The organism is Curtobacterium sp. MCPF17_047, assembly GCF_003234045.1.
Classification (GTDB): Bacteria; Actinomycetota; Actinomycetes; order Actinomycetales; family Microbacteriaceae; genus Curtobacterium.
This window is the reverse complement of sequence record NZ_QKSF01000018.1, coordinates 26567-44092: the sequence shown is the minus strand read 5'-3', so window position 1 is coordinate 44092 and position 17526 is coordinate 26567. Positions and strand designations below refer to the sequence as shown.

15 protein-coding genes are annotated in these 17526 nt (G+C 66.3%); 7 read left to right on the top strand and 8 right to left on the bottom strand.

The genetic code is table 11. From position 1 onward, the window contains the following. Positions 1–19: 19 nt before the first annotated feature. The 3 genes from DEJ33_RS15335 to DEJ33_RS15325 all read right to left on the bottom strand — a co-directional run bounded on the left by DEJ33_RS15335 (position 20) and on the right by DEJ33_RS15325 (position 2868). Complete coding sequence (locus DEJ33_RS15335) at positions 20–1327, bottom strand: carbohydrate-binding protein (RefSeq protein ID WP_111195436.1); 1308 nt, start codon at positions 1325–1327, stop codon at positions 20–22. Between the two features lie 235 nt (positions 1328–1562). After that, a complete protein-coding gene (locus DEJ33_RS15330; protein WP_111195435.1) occupies positions 1563–2024 on the bottom strand; it encodes a hypothetical protein in 462 nt (153 codons plus the stop codon). A 121-nt stretch (positions 2025–2145) separates the two neighbouring features. Next, positions 2146–2868: a CPBP family intramembrane glutamic endopeptidase gene (locus DEJ33_RS15325; protein WP_111195434.1), complete on the bottom strand. Its 723-nt coding sequence runs from the start codon at positions 2866–2868 to the stop codon at positions 2146–2148. A 157-nt stretch (positions 2869–3025) separates the two neighbouring features. Here DEJ33_RS15325 and DEJ33_RS15320 point away from each other — a divergent pair, with 157 nt between their 5' ends. The 6 genes from DEJ33_RS15320 (at position 3026) to DEJ33_RS15295 (ending at position 10542) form a co-directional block, all read left to right on the top strand. Then, positions 3026–4471, top strand: coding sequence for a polysaccharide biosynthesis tyrosine autokinase (locus DEJ33_RS15320; protein WP_111195433.1), 1446 nt, complete (start codon positions 3026–3028; stop codon positions 4469–4471). 16 nt (positions 4472–4487) lie between these two features. Continuing rightward, a complete protein-coding gene (locus DEJ33_RS15315; protein ID WP_111195432.1) occupies positions 4488–5417 on the top strand; it encodes a hypothetical protein in 930 nt (309 codons plus the stop codon). Between the two features lie 13 nt (positions 5418–5430). Continuing rightward, positions 5431–6897, top strand: a complete 1467-nt coding sequence (locus DEJ33_RS15310) for a sugar transferase (RefSeq protein ID WP_111195445.1) — start codon at positions 5431–5433, stop codon at positions 6895–6897. After that, positions 6897–8414 (top strand): lipopolysaccharide biosynthesis protein, encoded by a 1518-nt coding sequence (locus DEJ33_RS15305; protein WP_111195431.1) that lies wholly within the window; start codon positions 6897–6899, stop codon positions 8412–8414. The genes DEJ33_RS15310 and DEJ33_RS15305 overlap by 1 nt, the downstream gene beginning before the upstream one ends. Continuing rightward, entirely contained in the window at positions 8411–9481 is a 1071-nt protein-coding gene (locus DEJ33_RS15300; protein WP_146242652.1) for a polysaccharide pyruvyl transferase family protein, read from the top strand. Before DEJ33_RS15305 ends, DEJ33_RS15300 begins: the two co-directional genes overlap by 4 nt. A 281-nt stretch (positions 9482–9762) precedes the next feature. Next, on the top strand, positions 9763–10542 hold the full coding sequence (locus DEJ33_RS15295; protein WP_181437327.1) for a glycosyltransferase family 4 protein: 780 nt from the start codon (positions 9763–9765) through the stop codon (positions 10540–10542). Between the two features lie 106 nt (positions 10543–10648). On the opposite strand, the gene DEJ33_RS15290 is transcribed toward DEJ33_RS15295, so the two are convergent. Beyond that, on the bottom strand, positions 10649–12070 hold the full coding sequence (locus tag DEJ33_RS15290; RefSeq protein WP_111195428.1) for an O-antigen ligase: 1422 nt from the start codon (positions 12068–12070) through the stop codon (positions 10649–10651). A 75-nt stretch (positions 12071–12145) separates the two neighbouring features. Here DEJ33_RS15290 and DEJ33_RS15285 point away from each other — a divergent pair, with 75 nt between their 5' ends. Further along, the gene (locus DEJ33_RS15285) at positions 12146–13210 is read left to right on the top strand and encodes an acyltransferase (RefSeq protein WP_181437326.1); all 1065 of its coding nucleotides are present in this window, start codon (positions 12146–12148) and stop codon (positions 13208–13210) included. Between the two features lie 232 nt (positions 13211–13442). Here DEJ33_RS15285 and DEJ33_RS15280 read toward each other — a convergent pair whose 3' ends face one another. Genes DEJ33_RS15280 through DEJ33_RS15265 form a run of 4 tightly spaced genes read right to left on the bottom strand, consistent with a single transcriptional unit; the run spans position 13443 to position 17438 of the window. Further along, the gene (locus DEJ33_RS15280; RefSeq protein ID WP_146242651.1) at positions 13443–14396 is read right to left on the bottom strand and encodes a glycosyltransferase family 4 protein; all 954 of its coding nucleotides are present in this window, start codon (positions 14394–14396) and stop codon (positions 13443–13445) included. Continuing rightward, on the bottom strand, positions 14393–15271 hold the full coding sequence (locus tag DEJ33_RS15275; protein ID WP_181437325.1) for a glycosyltransferase: 879 nt from the start codon (positions 15269–15271) through the stop codon (positions 14393–14395). Before DEJ33_RS15275 ends, DEJ33_RS15280 begins: the two co-directional genes overlap by 4 nt. Then, positions 15268–16347 (bottom strand): glycosyltransferase, encoded by a 1080-nt coding sequence (locus DEJ33_RS15270; protein WP_111195424.1) that lies wholly within the window; start codon positions 16345–16347, stop codon positions 15268–15270. Before DEJ33_RS15270 ends, DEJ33_RS15275 begins: the two co-directional genes overlap by 4 nt. Further along, positions 16344–17438 carry a glycosyltransferase gene (locus DEJ33_RS15265; RefSeq protein WP_258378186.1) on the bottom strand — a complete coding sequence of 365 codons (1095 nt, stop codon included), beginning with the start codon at positions 17436–17438 and terminating at the stop codon, positions 16344–16346. The genes DEJ33_RS15270 and DEJ33_RS15265 overlap by 4 nt, the downstream gene beginning before the upstream one ends. Between the last annotated feature and the right edge of the window lie 88 nt (positions 17439–17526).

Sequence of the window (17526 nt, the reverse complement as noted above, 5' to 3'; positions counted from 1 at the left end):
TGATCGGACGCTCCGGAGCTCACTTCCCCAGGGCGGTGAGGAACCGGTTCGTGTACGACAGGGCAGCGTCCGGTCGGGAGCTGCACGTCGCCGAGGCGGTGCTCTGCGCGCACGGGGTGTCACGGTCGAGCGACCAGTAGTGCACGCCCGCCAGTGCGTTCGCCCGCGCGTACGCCGAGACCGTGTCGACGTCGGCGAGGGTGAACACGTTGCTGACGACGTCGTTCACGCCGATCATCGGCGTGACCTCGATCTTGTTGGACGGAGTGCCGTACGTGTGCTGCAGGTTCTTGACCGCCTGCACCGTCGAGGCACCCATGTCACAGGCGCCGTTCGTGACGACGCACACCGCCGAGGACGCCCCGCCGAAGTCCATCGTCATGAGGTTGATCGTGTAGTTCGTCAGCCCCGAGGCCTTGATCGCCGTGACGGTCGTGTCCCCGGTGCTGTTCAATCCGGCGAAGGACCCGTTCGACGCCGCGAGGGTGGCGAGGGTGAACGAGAACCGGAGCTTCGGGTACTGCGCCTGCGCGGCCGCTGCCGAGCTGACGAGCGACCGGATGTCCGCCGCCGACTGACCGCTCTCGATGTCGAAGTCGATGCCGACCAGGTGCGGCGAGGCGTAGCGGGCGATGAAGGCGTTCATCGCTGCCCCGGAGGTGCACTTGAACGACCCAGCCGCGCCTCCCGTCGAGACGACGTAGTCGACACCCGCGGCGTCGAGCGCCAGCACGTTCGCCTTCGCGAAGGCGTCGCCGGCCACACCGCCCCAGTTCTCGCTGCCACACGTCCCGGTCGCGAAGGCGAGCGAGAGCGGCCGGAGCTTCGGGACCTTCGTCGCGAGGCTGTTCGACCCGCCGGCCACCGGGATCGTGCTGCCGGTGATCGCGGTCTGCATCACGTTGGTGTTCCAGTTCAGGTTGACCGTGACGTCCTTGTACGGGCTGAACAGGGTCCCGGTGGTGGCGCCGGTCCCGGTGCCGCCGCCGGTGCCGCCTCCGCTACCACCGCCACCGGTGCCCCCGCCGCCGGTGCTGGCGGGGGTGCAACTCCCTGCCGAGGTCCACGGCTGCCCGGAGCCGGTGGCTCCGGAGTGGGTCGCCGGGTCATCGCCCTGCGTCCACCAGTTCGCGGTGTAGTTCGTGCTGCCGGTGCTCACGCTCGCGCCGCCGGAGTACGCGGTGGACGCACTCCAGGTCGGTGCGCAGGTCGTCGCGGCGCTCGCCGGTCCGGCGGTGACGAGCGCTCCGCCGAGCACGAGCCCGGCGATCGACGTGACGAATCCGAGACGCCTGATCCGACGTCCGATCGATGGTGTTCTGGTCATGACAGATCCTCCACGATGGGCGGCCCGGGCGACGCTGCCCGAACTCGCGGGAGGTTTTCGAAACCTCCTTGCGTATTCGTACTGCGATCGCCGGCGGATGTCTGTCCGCATTTCGCTGGACGAACAGCCGGGACGTCGACCGCCACCTCGGTCTCGCGGCGGAGATCGTCCGACACCTGCGGACCTCGGGCGCCCCGGCCGCCCGGGCACTCCGCCAACCGGCCGCGCCGAGCGGTCACCCCGGGAACGGGGGCGTCGTCACGGAACAGGTGACGGGCCTCCCGGGCTGCCCCTGTCGTTCTGCGATCGCGCGCTTGCCGTCCAGCAGCACCCGACAGGTGGCGGTCGTTTCCGGCGGCGGCGTGACGGCGACGCGTGCGCGGTCGCCGGTCAGGACGATCGCCTTCTGCTGCCACCGCGATCCGGCCGTACCGGCTGACAGCGCGGTCGTCGTCACCTGCGGGTACCGGTGCGCGGTCGGTGCGTCGCCCCGCCGCTCGGCCCCGCGGACGGACACGTCGGTCAGTGCGGTTCCGGCAGGGGCGTCCGTGGTGACCTGGTAGGTCACGGACCAGGCGTCCGCCGTCTGCTGCCGGATCATGGCGCAGCCGGTCGTCGCCGCGACCAGGGCGGCCGCGATGGTGAGCACGCCGATGGCGCGTGTGGTGGTCGTGGTGGAGTGGCTTCCGTTGGACATGCGTCCAACGTCTCCTCCGCCCGGTGCTCGGCGCGACCGCTGCGGGGATGACCGGGGTCATCCTCTGGTCGCGGGTCCGGTCGCGGCTGTCGCTGTCGCGTGCCGGGAGGCGCGGCTCGACTCAGCGAGGCCAGGTCGCGACGACCGCGACCGCGTTGAACAGCACGTGCGCCAGGATCGCGCCGCCGATGCGGTTCGTCATCGCGACCAGGGTGCCGGTCAACGACCCCAGGGCGAAGATCGTCAGGAACACCCGGAAGCCCTCGAGCTGGGTCCCGCCGGCTCCGAGCAGGACGTGCAGGACCGCGAACAGGAACGCGGTGAGCAGCACGGCCAGGAAGCGGGTCCGCGGCGTCAGCTCAGCGGCCATCCGGCGCTGGAAGAGCCCGCGGAAGAAGACCTCTTCCAGGAACGGGCTGACCAGGACGATGCCGATGGCCGACACGACGAGCAGGCCGATGTCCGGCGTCCCGAGGGTCGGTGCCGGCGCGAGACCGGTCGAGCCGGTGAAGGCCAGACCGAGGAACACGTCGAAGACCCGGCAGAGGATCACGATGCCGATCGCGAAGATCGCGTCGCCGAGTCCCAGTCGCAGGCGCGCCGCATGGTCCGTACCCGCCGATCGTCGCAGCACCCAGACGATGCCCGCGACGAGCGGCAGCCAGACGGCGAAGTCGGCGACCAGGACCTGCATCACGGGCGGCTGGATCTTCCCCGCGGTGCTGAAGCCGGCCGCGACCCGGGCCAGGATGACCGCCACCCCCAGCGCGACCAGCAGGATCACGAGGTCCCGCTGGCGACTGGTGTCGGGCTCGGCGTGGGTCACGTCGGACTCGGTGCTCATGGGCTCACCGTAGAGGACGGGAGGCCCAGAACGGCCGATACAGCCGAGCGTTGCTCGATCATGTGGCACTATTTGAATGCCGTCTGCTGGGACATCCCCAGTGCACTCGTGTCGGGACCACGGGAGAGCGGCGGGATCGTCGGGGAAGGCGGGCCGCGTGGAACTACGCGACTACATCACCGTGCTACGTAAGGGATGGGTCCTCATCCTGGTCTTGGCACTCGTCGGGGTCGCCGCTGCCGCGGGCTTCTCCCTGCTGAAGAAGCCGGTGTACTCCGCTTCGGCGCAGGTCTTCGTCTCGACGGAGACCTCCGGCAGCGCGAGTGACCTGGCGCAGGGCAACACCTTCACCCAGCAGCGCGTCCTGACGTACTCGAACCTGGTGTCGACGCCGATCGTGCTCCTGCCGGTCATCTCGAAGCTCCAGCTCGACATGAACGCCGACCAGCTCGCGACGATGGTGTCCGCGACCGCGCCGACGAGCACGACCCTGATCTCGATCAGCGTGAACGACACGGACCCGGTCCAGGCGGCAGACATCGCGAACGCGACCTCGCAGAGCCTGACCAACGTCGTCGAGGACATCGAGGCCACCGACGCCGAGGGAACGAGCAGCGTCAAGCTCACCCGCGTGAAGCAGGCCGACGTGCCGAGCAGTCCGGTCAGCCCCAACGTCCCCGTCAACGTGGCCCTGGGCCTCCTGGTCGGTCTCGCACTGGGCGTCGGCATCGCCGTCCTCCGCGAGACGCTGGACAACCGCGTCCGTACCGAGCAGGACGTCGAGAAGATCAGCGACAAGCCGGTCGTCGGCGGTATCGCCTTCGACAGCAAGGCCTCGGAGCGTCCGTTGATCGTGCAGGTCGACCCACGCAGCCCGCGTGCCGAGTCGTTCCGCACGCTCCGCACGAACCTGCAGTTCCTGGACATCGGCACCGGCGCCCGCACCTTCGTGATGACGTCGTCCGTGCAGTCCGAGGGCAAGAGCACCACGGTCGCCAACCTGGCGATCGCGCTCGACAGCGCCGGCTTCCGCGTCATCCTGATCGACGCCGACCTCCGTCGTCCCCGCGTCGCCGAGTACATGGAGGTCGAGACCAACGCCGGCCTGACCGACGTGCTCATCGGGCGTGCCGAGCTGGAGGACGTCGCCCAGCCCTGGGGCCGTGGCAACCTCGTCGTGCTGCCGGCCGGTCAGATCCCGCCGAACCCGTCCGAGCTCCTCGGTTCCCGCGCCATGCAGGACCTCATCGAACGCCTGGAGGGCGAGTTCGACTACGTCCTGTTCGACGCCCCGCCGCTGCTGCCCGTCACCGACGCGGCGATCCTGGCGAAGAAGGCCTCCGGCGCGATCGTCGCCGTGGCCTCGGGCAAGACGCACAAGGGCCAGTTCGCCGCCGCGGTCTCCGCACTCGAGAGCGTGGGTGCGCCCATCGCCGGCTTCGTCATCACGATGATGCCCGTCCGCGGCCCGGGCGCCTACGGCTACGGCCGGTACGGCTACGGGTACGGCTACGGCCTCGAAGAGGACGAGAACACACCGAAGGTCAAGCCGCCGAAGCGCGGCGGGAAGAAGCTCGGCGCGCTGAGTCGCGCCGAGCGCTGAAGCGAGGTCGGGGGACATGAACGCACGCCGGGGGACCCGAAACCTCGGCTCGACGCGTACACGAACGACCCTGATCTGGGTCGCCATCGTGATCGTCGTGCTGGTCGTCATCGACATCGCACTCGTCACGCTCGCACTGGGACGCACCGCACCGAACTCAGGTGACCCGGCGGGCCCCATCCCGACCTTCTCCAGCTCACCGCGCTCCAGCACGAGCCCATCACCGAGCCCCACCGCTGACGCCGCCGGCGCACGTCGGTCCCTCGCCGCGGTCGACGGCCAGGAGGCATGGCGCGCGACCGGCGGCACGTGCGGCGGTCCCGCCCCCACCCTCGAGCACACCCTCGACGCGGGAGCGACCTGGAAGCCGGTCACGCTGGGAGGCGACGTCTCGTCGGTCATGGCGATCCGCGCCTCCAGCGCGAGCCTGACGGTCCTGGCCGGTGTCGGCGACGACTGCACGCCCACGGTCCGTTCCAGCACCGACGACGGCGTGACCTGGAACGCCGCCGCGGACGGCGATGCCGGGGCGGGCATCTCGACCGCGGGTGTCGTCCTGTCGACCGGTGTCGTCGACCCGCCCTGCAGCGACCCGATCGAGGCGTTCCAGGGCAAGCAGACCTCCGTCGTGATCTGCGACGGTCAGCTCGACTGGCGGTCCGGTACCGGCGACTGGGTGGACGTGCCGCTCGACGGCGTCCGCTCGATGGCCGACGCCGGCAACGACTACTCGCTCGCCCGCATCGGCACCGACACCTGTGACGGCGTGCAGATCGAGTCGATGCCCGCCGTCGGTGTGACGCCCGCGACGACGACCACTCCGATCGGCTGTGACGCGGACGCCGCCACCGAGGGGCCGATCAGCCTGGACCGATCCGGGGACGACGTCTGGCTCTGGGCCGGCGACACCGTCGCGGTCTCGACCGACGGCGGTGCGACGTGGTGAGCCGGTGGCGGACATGACAGCGGGCGCGGTGCGGGTCTCCCCGTCGACGGGCTCCACCGAGGAGTGGAGCCGGTCGTTCTCGCGCCGCGTCCTGATCACCGACCTGCTCGCGCTGTTCTGGGTCGTGTTCGGCGTGCAGATCGCGTGGCTCGGTCTCGACTCGAACCTGGCCACCAACACGGCTGACCTGCGCCTGAGCTACACCGGGATCTCCATCGTCGTGATCGCCGTGTGGATGACCGCTCTGGCCCTCTACGACACCCGTGGTGACCGCGTCATCGGCGTCGGCAGCACCGAGTACCGCCTGGTGGCCGATTCGAGCGTGCGTGTCTTCGGGGTCCTGGCGATCGCCGCGTACCTGCTCCACGTCGATCTGGCCCGCGGCTACATCCTCATCGCGTTCCCGGTCGGCATCGTCGTGCTGCTGCTGTCGCGGTGGATCTGGCGCCAGTGGCTGGTCGCCGAGCGCAAGCGCGGCAACTACTCCGCGAAGGTCCTACTGGTGGGCTCGACCGCCAGCGTGCTGCACCTGGCACGCGAGCTCGGACGCTCGCCGGAGGCCGGCTACCGCGTCGTCGGCGCAGCGGTGTCGGCGGGGACCCGCGGAGTCCTGCCCGGGTCGACCGTGCAGAGCTTCGGTGGCTTCGACGACCTGACGGACGCCCTCGCCGCCACCGGTGCCGACACCGTCGTCATCACCAGTGCCGACGACCTGCCCCCGGAGCGCGTCCGCCAGCTCAGCTGGTCGCTGGAGCCCGGCCGACAGCACCTGGTCGTCGCCCCGAGCCTGACTGACATCGGCGGCCCGCGCATCCACACGCGTCCGGTCCAAGGTCTGCCGCTGATCCACGTCGAGACGCCGACCTACTCGGGGCGCAAGCTCTACACGAAGCGTGCCTTCGACCTGGTCGGGTCCGCCCTGCTGATCATCGTCCTGTCGCCCGTCCTGCTGATCCTGGCGCTCGTGGTGAAGACCACGTCCCCGGGCCCCGTGTTCTTCCGCCAGGAACGCGTCGGCCTGAACGGTGCCACCTTCCGGATGATCAAGTTCCGGTCGATGGTCGTCGATGCCGAAGCCCGCCTGCAGGAGCTCAGCCAGCTGGACCGCGCCGAGGGCAACGACGTCCTGTTCAAGATGAAGAACGACCCCCGTGTCACCCGTGTCGGGGCGTTCATGCGGCGGTACAGCCTGGATGAGGTGCCGCAGCTGTTGAACGTCCTGGTCGGCGACATGTCGCTGGTCGGCCCGCGGCCGCCGCTCGCCAAGGAGGTGGCGCGCTACGACTCCCACGTCCACCGCCGGTTCCTCGTGAAGCCCGGCATGACCGGGTTGTGGCAGGTGAGTGGCCGATCGGATCTGTCCTGGGAGGACTCCGTGCGGTTGGACCTCTACTACGTCGAGAACTGGTCGATGGTCGCCGACATCGTGATCCTCTGGAAGACGCTCAGAGCCGTCGTCCGCAGCAGTGGGGCGTATTGATGGCACGCAAGGGACGCGGTGGTCACCGCGGCCTGGCAGGGGTTCTCAGCAGCGCAGGAGCCGGTGTCGCCGGCCTGATCGCCGGGATCGTCCTACTGCCCGTCATCATCAGCACGGTGTCTGCTGAGCAGTACGGGATCTGGCTCGTCGTCTCAGCGATCGCGCAGTACCTCAACTACTCGGACCTCGGAGTGGGTACTGCGATCGTCCACTTCGGGTCGCGCTCCCGAGCTGGTGGGGAGGAGCGCGACCTCGGAGCCTTCCTGCAAGCCGGGTTGATCTGGAATGCGCTGGCCCTGGTGGTCGTGGCACCTGTGTTCCTCGTCGTCGCCTACCTGTACCTCTGGTCGGGCAAGGCCCAGGAAGTCCTCACACAACCCGAATCCCTGACGTTGCTGCTCGTCGGTGTGGCGATGCTCGGAGCACTGCTCCTCAAGCCGTTCGGCTCGGCTCTGAACGGAGCGGGGCTCCTGCCGATCGAGCGGCGCAACCAAGCGGTCGGGGTGCTCGTCCGTGTCGTGCTGACGCTCGTCGCGTGTCTGGTTCTCCGGGACATCGTCTTCGTCGCAATGGCTGAGGCGATCGCCGTGATCGTCCCGGTCTGCCTTTCCTGGGCAACAGTCCGCATGCGGAAGCTCGCGCGCATGAAGTGGGCAGGATTCCCGGGAGGGACGCTTCGCTACATGCTCTCCTACAGTGTGCGGTCGTTCGCCGTGAACGCCGTCGGCGCGTTACTGCTCCAAGCAGGGACCATCGCGGCCGGCGTCACGCTGCGGCCGCAGGACGTCACCTACTACAACGCTGCTTTCCGGGTCTACACCAGTGTCCGACAACTCATCGGGTGGGCGAACGACCCCTTCCGTCCGGCTTTGAGCCGCCTCAACGTCGCTGCACCTGCCGAAGCGCGACGGGCCCTCTTGTCGATCTGCTTCGTCACCCTGTCGCTCAGCGTCGCGGGGTGCGCCGTCCTCATGATCGCTGCGCAGGACGTCATCCGGATCTGGCTCGGCCCAGGAGTCCCCATCGCCACGATCGCTGTGACGATGGTCGTTCTGCTGGCCGGCCTCATGGTCAACGCGATCCACCTTCCACTGATCCCCGCCGCCGATGCGTCCGGCGCACCCGGTGTGTTCTTCGTCCCGCAGCTGATCTGGATGCTCCTGACGGTCGGTGGTTCCCTGTTCTTCGGCGCGGTGTTGGGCCTGCCGGGCATCGCTCTCGGTCTGACACTGCCACTCATCGTGATCGAGCCGTTCTACCTCGTCCGGGCCGCAAGGGTCCTGCGCTTCACCCTGCTCGACTGGACCCGTGCAGTCGCCCGACCGGTGCTGATCCTCGCCGCCGGTGGCGGCGCTGCCGTGGGGTTGTGGCTTCTCGCTGCAACTGTGTCCGACCTGCACGGCTCGGGGATCGTCGCCGCGGTGGCCTTCCTCGTCGGGAGTGGAGTCACCGCCGTTCTCCTCAGGAACGTGTTGCCGTGGCGGAGTTTCGTGACCATGGGAAGGCTCGAGTTGTGAACCGATCAAGCGAACCGAAGGCTGCCGCGCGGCCGCAGAGTCTCGAGCAGTTGCGGCACGAGACGCAAGCTGTCCTGCAGGCGCTCGTCGGACCGCACCGAGACGTCGCGCTCCTGGACTTTCCCAATCACCAGAACGTGGGCGACACCATGATCTGGCGTGGCGAACTCGACCATCTGGCTGGTCTCGGCCTCCGTGTGCGGTATCGGACCGACATCCAACGCTTCTCGCGGGAGCTCCTGGACAAGTTGGTTCCTGACGGCCCGATCTTGCTCCACGGCGGAGGCAACTTCGGCGACCTCTGGCCGGACTTCCAGCGCTTCCGGGAACGGATCGTCTCGCTCTACCCGAACAGACGTGTGATCCAGCTCCCGCAGTCCATCGAGTTCCGTGACCCTGCCGCAGCAGAGGCAGCGAACCAGGTTTTCGGGCAACACGACGACTTCCATCTCCTCGTACGGGATTGGCAGTCGCATGCTCGTGCACGAGCGACGCTCCCCGACGTGCGAGTGCAGTTCTGCCATGACGCGGCCCTCGGTTGGCAGCCGAGAGCCGGGGGAGGGCGCACGAATGAGAAGGTCGATGTTCTCGTGCTTGCCCGGCGAGATCACGAGCGGGGCATCGGGATCAGCCGATTCGTGCAAGCACGCCCTGGCCGTCGTGATCGCACAGCCGACTGGGGGCTGAGCGGCATCGACGCGCTGCTCTGGCGGTTGGCTCGCGTCCCGCTGGGCCTCGCCCGGACGGTGCCGAAGCTCGCGTCACTGCCCGCCTACTACCCGGCGATGTCATTCGCGTACCGCGCTCTCGCTGCCCTCAACCTCCGAGACGGCCTGCGCCTCTTCCGAGGAAGTCGTGTGATTGCGACTGATCGACTCCACGCTCATGTCCTCGCACTCCTGCTGCGGAAGCCCCATGTCGTAGCCGACAACAACTACGGCAAGATCGCAGGTGTGATGAACGCGAGCACCGGCGACCTCGGTGACTTCCTGTTCGTCTCCGGTGACGGCGACGTCGATCCGGCGAGGTGGATCGATGAAGCTCTCCAGCGGGACGAGGCGCGATGACAGTGCAATCCGGTGGTCCCCGATCAGGGATGAACATCGTCTTCGCTCAAGGGCGGGATGTTCCGTCATGGGAGCAGCGTCACGCGAGTGGGTTGATCCCCGATCGGTGGCCCTACGGGTTGGACGGCGTCACACGCCGATTCCAGGAAGCACGAGCTGTCGAAGTCGGACCGCTCCGCCCCCTGCGACTCCTGCGAGCCCTACTCGCACGGAGGGAGCGGCAGCGTGACAGCCGGCAGACGACGATCTCACTCAGCTGGGAGGAGGACGTCGCGCTTCGGATGCTCGAGCAGTACCCGGCAGACGTCGCCCTGAGTGGCGTGATCTGGGCGACGGACGCTCCGAACTCCATGGCCGCGCGGCTGAAGCAGCGTCTCTCCCGTCAGGCTCTCCGGCGGATGAGTCTGGTGTGGACCTTGAGCAAGCCGCAGGTGGAAATCGTCGAACGCTGGCTCGGCGCCGGCGGACCGCCGGTCCGGTACCTCCGCTTCGGAGTCGACCACGAGTTCTTTGCTGAGAAGCCGTTCCCGAGCGCGCCCATGTTGTTCAGCGCTGGGGGTGACCGGGACCGAGACCCCGCGACTCTGTTCCGGGCCATCGAGATCGTTCGACGAGAGCGCCCGACGATCGAGGTCATGGTGCAGTCGCGAACGCTGCTGCAGCCGCCTGACGGCGTCACAGTCGTCCCCTACCTGACACACCTCCAGCTGCGGGAAGCATACGAACGAGCATCGGTTGTTGCGATCGCGACCCGACCGAACATGCATGCCTCTGGCATGACCGTCTCTCTTGAAGCCATGGCGGTCGGACGTCCCGTGGTCATCACCGAGACGCCGGGCCTCGATGACTACGTCCAGAACGGAGAGACTGGATTCTTGGTGCCATGTAACGACGACCGCGCTCTGGCTTCGAGGATCTTGACTCTGCTCGAGGACCACGACGTGGCAAGAGCCATGGGCGGAAAGGCGCGCGAACGAGTCGTCGCGAGTTTTACTTCAGCGCAGATGGCCGATGAGCTCGCGATCTTCGCGGCATCAGTCAGCGGTAACTCGGTGAGGTAGGTCTCTCCGTGGGCCGCGTTGCCCAGACCGGCAGGATTGAGTTGCGCTGCATGCACGCAATACTGTCCTCGTGCGCTGGTGGAAACGCCCTGTCAGCGCGAGCGAATCACAGCGACGTGAGGACACGGACAGGTTTGTCGGCAGGTTCTGCTTGGCCTGACCGATCTGTTGCTGCGGCGAGGGCCCCGAGCAGACCTCCGAAGAGGAGCGCCGAGTTGGTGCTCAGCGCCACCGGCGCGACGATGGAAACTGCCAGCATGGCGGCGAACGCTGCGGCAAGAGCAAACGTGGTCTTCGATGCATCACCGAGCGAGCGCAGCAGTGGACTTGCGACCGACGCGACCAGGAGTAGCACGCTCAATGCCCCGCCCTTCACGGCAAGCCACCCGTAGAAGTTGTGCGCGAAGTACGGGGCGTAGTCCAGCAGGAAGCTCGCGTTACCAGTCGAGGGCTTGTACGCGTATCCGAACCCGTGCCCGAACACGGGCGACGACTGAAACCCCTGCAGCAGGAACGCGTTCTCCCTCGATCGGAACTGCACCGATGGGTCGGTGGCCTGCACGGTAGACGTCAATCCACTCACGACACGGTCGCTGTAGCTGTGTACCTGCGTGTTGATGAATTCCCCACCCGGCAGCTGCGCCAGCACTGGTCCGAGCACGACGAGCAACCCGAAGACCGCCAACGCGGACACGACAATTGCCGAGCCGCGGACAAAGGTTCCTACTTGCCGATTCGCAACGATGGCGAACAGGATGGCAACTGCCACCGCGAGGATCGAGTTGCGAGAGAAGCTGAGCACGACGATCAGAAGCGCGGGCGTGCTGAGCATCCACGAGTCACGAACGCGGACCCTGCCTGCGACTGCCAGCGCAAGAACGCCGCATAGGACCGCGAGAGCCGGAAACGTCGCCTCCGTCAGAAGGCGTGTCGCTGCAGCGCTGTCCCCAGTGACGGAGGTGAGCGAAGCGTCTTCGGTGCGCCCTCCCACAGCCAGTCCGGTCGTCGCCCCCGCAAGGGTCACCAGGGCGGAGATCCACAGCACCCAACCGAGAACCTTGAAGCACCGTTCCGCGATCGGGGTCCTGAAGACGCGGCTCGCGATGATCACGGCGGCCGCTGTCTCCAGCAGTGGCCGGACGTCGTAGAGGATTTTCGAGATCGGGTTCTGGTGAGCGAGGCCGACGAGCAACGCCACGGCCATCGATCCCGCGAAGGCGAGTGCGACCAGATTTGCCCGTCGGCTTGCTGGGAACTTGGCCACTGAGTAGACGAGGGCGACCACCAGGAACGGTTCGTGGGCGTGCAGCGTGAGGCCTGCGACATCGAACGTGGTCGGCAGGAAGGCCGGCAGCGCGCTGCTGGACAGGATCAGCGCGAGATAGATGGACCAGGTGGGCCGCATCAGCAGGAGCAGGATGACCGCCGCGCCCAGCACGGCGACGAGCGCTAACGGCGACTGCACGACGGCGTAGGCCGCGAACGTCGTCGCGACGACGGCTCCGATCGCAACGATGATTCTCTGCACAGCGGCGAGACTACAGGCAGTGACAAGCGCTCAGAGGAGCCCTTAGGCTGAAGATCAGCCGACGGAAGGGGCCTGGTGGCCGTCGAACACCCGCGCACGAGCCGCGAGAACAGCCTTGACTTCCTGCGCCTCTTCGCTGCCTCCGTCGTCGTCCTCGCTCATGCTCAAGCTGACTTTCACACAAGCTTTCTCTGGAACGCTTCGCAGCTTTTCGACGGCGTCGGCATGTTCTTCATCATGAGTGGCATGCTCGTCTACCGGTCTGGCGAGTCGACGTGGACCCGAACAGGCCGCTGGCGAGACTTCTTTTGGAATCGATATCTCCGGGTCGCGCCCGGTATCTACGCGTTCGCTGTCATCGCGCCGCTCGTGCTCGTTGCGGCCGGTGCCGTGACCCTCGCAAACCTTTTCAAGTTCCCGCTGGTCGTGTGGCTCGGTAGTAGCCTGGTCCTTCTGCCGAACTATGACCCGCCGACCTGGCAACACGTTGGTACCGGCGTCATAAACGGTCAGCTGTACACCATCCCCGCTGAGGTTAGCTTCTACCTCATCGTCCCTGTGCTGGTTCTCGCCGCTCGCCGCTTCGGCTTCCCCCGAATGCTCGCCGGTTTCGTCCTGGTCTCCATCGTCATCAGCATCGGGGCGGTCCTCGGTGGTCACACCTCGGAAGCAGTCGTTCACCACACGTTCGTCGAGCGGGCCGGGTTCTTCGCCGCAGGTATCTTCTGGGCGAGGTACCGCGAGCGCGTTCCTGCCCGGTGGTGGCTGTTTGTTGTCGCCTGCGCGATCTACCTACCAGTGAAGCTGATCGCGCTCGATACGGACGTTCTTGGCCCTCTTTCCCCGTTCCTGATTGCGATCCCGCTGAGCTACATGGTCGTTTTCTTCGGGTATCACGGGCCTCGGGCTATCGGCCACTTGACGGAGCGGGTAGGCGATCTCAGCTACAGCACGTACATCTGGCATGTACTGGTGATCAACCTGCTCCTCTTCCTCGGCCTCGCGGGCGAGTGGTGGCTTGTCCCACTGACGCTCGCCATCACTTGGTGTGTCGCTTGGCTCTCCTGGCGGCTCGTTGAGAAGCCGGCGCTGCGGCTGAAGCGCATCTCAAGCCGGAATCTCACACGCGTACCGGGTTGACCTCATCGTGGCTCACCGGAATGCCTTCGTGGTGGTTTGTCGAATATCCGCATCCTGATATGCAAACTCCGAAGTGTGCGATCTTCTGCAGCGGCATGAGCCCACGCCCAGCGGTCGGCTTACGTCGACGAGGAATCGTCATTCTGAATGAAATCGATCTTGTTGAAGCGACTAGCAGGCTGCTCGTTCATCTTCTCAAAAAAGAGAAACGTGCAGTTCTGACTTGGGGCGGTCAAAACTCGCCCCACAGCTCCTTGGCCTGATCTCTGGCGACTCGGCTAAGCTCTCGAAGTTCGTCCGCCGACAAATCAATCGCCGCTGTCGTGGCACGAGCCCAATCCTGCGAACGCTCACCCGCCAAGAGTTCCTCGTGGGTCGCGAGGAGCTCTCGGAGGGAGCTGTTCCTCGGCCCCACCACGGGCGTACCGAGCTCCAAACACCGAACTGCGATACCGCTTTGGAAGAAGCGTCGATAGGGGATCAGAACCACAGATGCGCTTCGGATCAGATCGTCGAGCTCATCCTCGGGCACGAACCGATCGTCGACATGCCACCCTTCGACCGCAGGCCAGCCGCGACCGGTGATCGCGTAGTGGCTCGCGGAGCCGTCTTCGGCAATTGACCTGAGGAGGTCGAGGTCTCTGTCGGCCTTGTACTGACCGAGCACCCGCACGACGTCGCCCGCGGGTCGAGATCGCCCGGTCTCCGGTTCCAGGATCGGATGCGGCAAGAGTGCGAGTGTCGCTGCCGGCAGCGCCTTGCGCACCTCGTTGGCCGCCGCTTCGCTGAGGACGATGATCTTCGCGTGTCGACCGAGTAGCCGGGCGAGGAAACTCGACACCGGGCCGTAGCCCAGTGATCGGACGAGTGGGACAGGGTCATGCACCGTCAACCAGGCACCGGGCAAGCATGCCGCGATGATGTGCAGATCGAGGTATCCGAGGACGGGCCAGGTGATCACGACCCGAGAGGGCCGCGTTGTCGTGCGTCCCCTTCGACGCAACTCCCACAACGCTTCGACGTAGCGGAGGACCCACCTTGAGCGGGACCCTCCACCAGCGGAAGGCTCGGGGAACTCAAGCACGTCGGTCGACTGTCCCGACGCTTCGAGCACGCTGACCAGTTCACGCCGGTAGTGCAGTAGGGCGGCGCCGAGCGGGTTCAGTACGACCGTTCGTGTGTTCATCGGACGAGCCGTTCTCGAAGGCCACGGCTGATGCCTCGGACCACATCGAGGACGGGCCGCATGCTCCTTCGGCGAACCGACTGCGGGAGAGCAGTTCGCAGCGCGACGAACGGGACCAAGCCGATCCGTAGGCGCTGACCATTCAGGCGGAGAAGTAGCACGAGGTTGCGGCCCAGGTAGAACATCGGTGTCCCGGCGGAGCTCTGATGAACACGCGCGGCGGGTACCCAACCGATCGCATGGCCAGCGCGTTCGAGGCGGAGGTGCAACTCGACTTCCTCGACGTACATGAAGAAGGACTCGTTGATGCGGAAGTCGGCCAGGAGACGAGCTCGGTAGAGGACGAAGGCCCCGTCGAGCCACACACGTCGAACGACGGCCGGCTCATGACGGCTGAAGACGACGTCCGGCTCCGCGCGGTGATCGTGGTGTCGCGGAATCCTGGCCCAGCGCGTCAACTTCCCGCCTGTCGACCACACTTCGTCTCGGCCGTCATTCGTTGTCGTGAGGAGGGTGGGGCCTACAGCACCTATGGCTGGGTTCGCGTCGAGCGCTGCTTCGAGGTCCACCAGTGAACCGGCTCCGAGGTGAACCTCGTGAGTTGCGACCAGGAGGAACTCGTACGAGGCGCGGGTCTGGATCGCGCGGACTCCCTCGTTGACAGCTGCGCCGTATCCCCGGTTCGCGACGAACAGCAGAGGCACGTCCTGAGGCAAGATCTCACGCAACCGCCTTCCCGAGCTCGTCTCTTCGCTGTTGTCCACGATCAAGATGTCAGCTGTCTCAAGTCCTTGTGACAAGAGGTCCGAGACGACTGTTCCGATGGTGTCGTAGCTGCGGTGATGCACCACAACCGCACCGGTGCGACCTGTCATCGAGGGTTCTCCTGTCCCGCACGAAGCCATCGATCAGCGACAACGCGCCCGTCCTCCGCCGGAAGCGTTGCCACAACCGCCCGTGGATCGAGTGGCTGAGTCAGCGCAGTTTCGATTGCCTCCGGCAACGCCGAGTCGGTACCTTCCACGATGAAGTGGCCGTGAGCAGCGAGCCACGACGAGAGTCCTGTGTCGGATGTGCTCACCACGGTCACTCCCGCTGCCAGCCCTTCTTTGATGGGGAGGCCGACCTGCTCACGCCAACGCCCTTCGCGCTGGGAAGGGGCGACGAGTACGGTGCTCGCCTGCAGAAGCTCCGCAACGCGAGCGTGCGGGAGCCGGCCAGTGAACTTCCGGCTATCCGGCTTGCCCTCGGACCATGCCCGGACGTCGTCGTGCAAGGGGCCGTCGCCGACGATTGTGAGGACTGCCCCTGGCAACGCTTGTTCCACCTGTTCCCACGCCGCTTGCAATCGAGTGATCCCCTTGCGGGCTTCCAGTGCGCCCACGAAGATCGCGCCACGGCGTCCGCTTGAGTCGGTCACTTGCGACGAAGGCCGAGCGGGCAGCTCTTCGATGAGCGCGCTTCGGATGCGACGGAAGAACGGGAGGGCGTCATAGCTCCGCTGAGCCCCCTGCGAACCGAAGGCGATCCCATCGACCAGGAGCCGAGCAGTCGCGCCGACGAGAGTGAGCGCGAGTTTGACCGCCAGCCTCGGGTAGCCCCTCGTTCCGAACAGTGCTCGACGTGGGTCGTTGTTTTCGATTCCGTAGAAAACCCTCCGACTCGAACCATGCGTACACACCTTGTGGACCAACAGGAGCGCGACAGTACGAGGAAGTTCCCTCGCCCAGAGAAGTTCCGGTACCTCGAGCACGCTCACGTCGCCGCGGGCGACGGCCTGCAGAGCCGCCCGCGTGTTCATCTGGACGAAGTGGTCTGGGACGTCCTCCGTCGGGAGGTCGTAGTTCCTGTTGAAGAACCAGCCTTCAGCAGGCATCAGTTGGGAATCGCGATGCACCTGCGCCGCTCGGAGCTCAGGGTAGATGCGAACCGAGCGGGTAGCGGTTCTCATCGCTGTTTCTTGTCGATCAGATCTGCCAAGGCTGTTTCGTAGGCGCGGCAGACGCCGTGCCACGAGTACTCGGCTTCTGCGCGATCGTGTGCTGCCTGACCCAATCGCTCGCCGTCGCCGGACGTCATCAGCTCGTCCACACGTTCGATGATCGAGTCCGCGTCCGGCTGCACGAACAGACCCGTTTCGGCCAGTGTCTCGCGGTTGTAGACGGTGTCTCGCGCAACTGTCGGGGCGCCGCTGGCCATCGCCTGAACCAGTGCTGGGTTGGTCCCGCCGACACTGTGTCCGTGGAAGTAGGCTCCGGCGTGCTGCCAGAGAGCCTTCAAGCGATCGTCATCGTTGACATGCCCGAGCCACCGGATCTGCGGCGAACGGTCTGACAGCGCCTGCGCGGCACGGTCGAAGTCTCCTTGGAACCCATCGCTCCCGACGATGACGACCGGCCATCGCTCGGCGAGTACTTCTGCGGCCCGGAAGAACTCGTTGATGCTGTTCTCGGGGACGAATCTCGCGACGTAGAGCACGTACCCTCGGTGCTGCAATCCCTCGTCGACCGGCAGCGCCCCATGCGTGTCTCCACCGTACGGAATGAAGGTGCCGTCCGCATGGAACTCACGCTTCCAGCGATCTCCGATCGCCCGTGCATCGAACACGAGCTCATCGGCCCAACGAGCTGACATCACGGCCCCTGCTCGGAAGACGGTTTTCGCGGCTCTGTTCCATTTGGCGCGGTCCCACTCGATGCCGTCGACGTTGAGCAGCGTGGGGACGCCGCGAGCGCGAAGAGCAGGTAGGAAGAATCCGTTGGCCACGTTCATGATGAGGGCAACGTCGGGCTTCCGTGCAAAGGCAGATGCGGTTGCCGTCGCACCGAATGACAGCGTGCTGAGCGACTTGGAGTTGACCCCCCAGCTGTAGACGCTGCGGACATCGTCGTTGCGCTCCGGATCGTCCGCCTGGACAGAACCCTTCCGGCCGTACACGGTCACGTCCCACCCTGCATCCGCGAGGAACGGTGCGAGGCGACGTACCGCGGTCTCGAACCCTCCGTAGTAACTGGGATAGCCGCGAGTACCGATAATGGCCACGGATCGACTCACAGATGGCTCCGCTCGATGGGATGGACGGTCGAACCAATCGTAGGTGCAATGCCGAAAAGCACTCGTCTCTCACGAC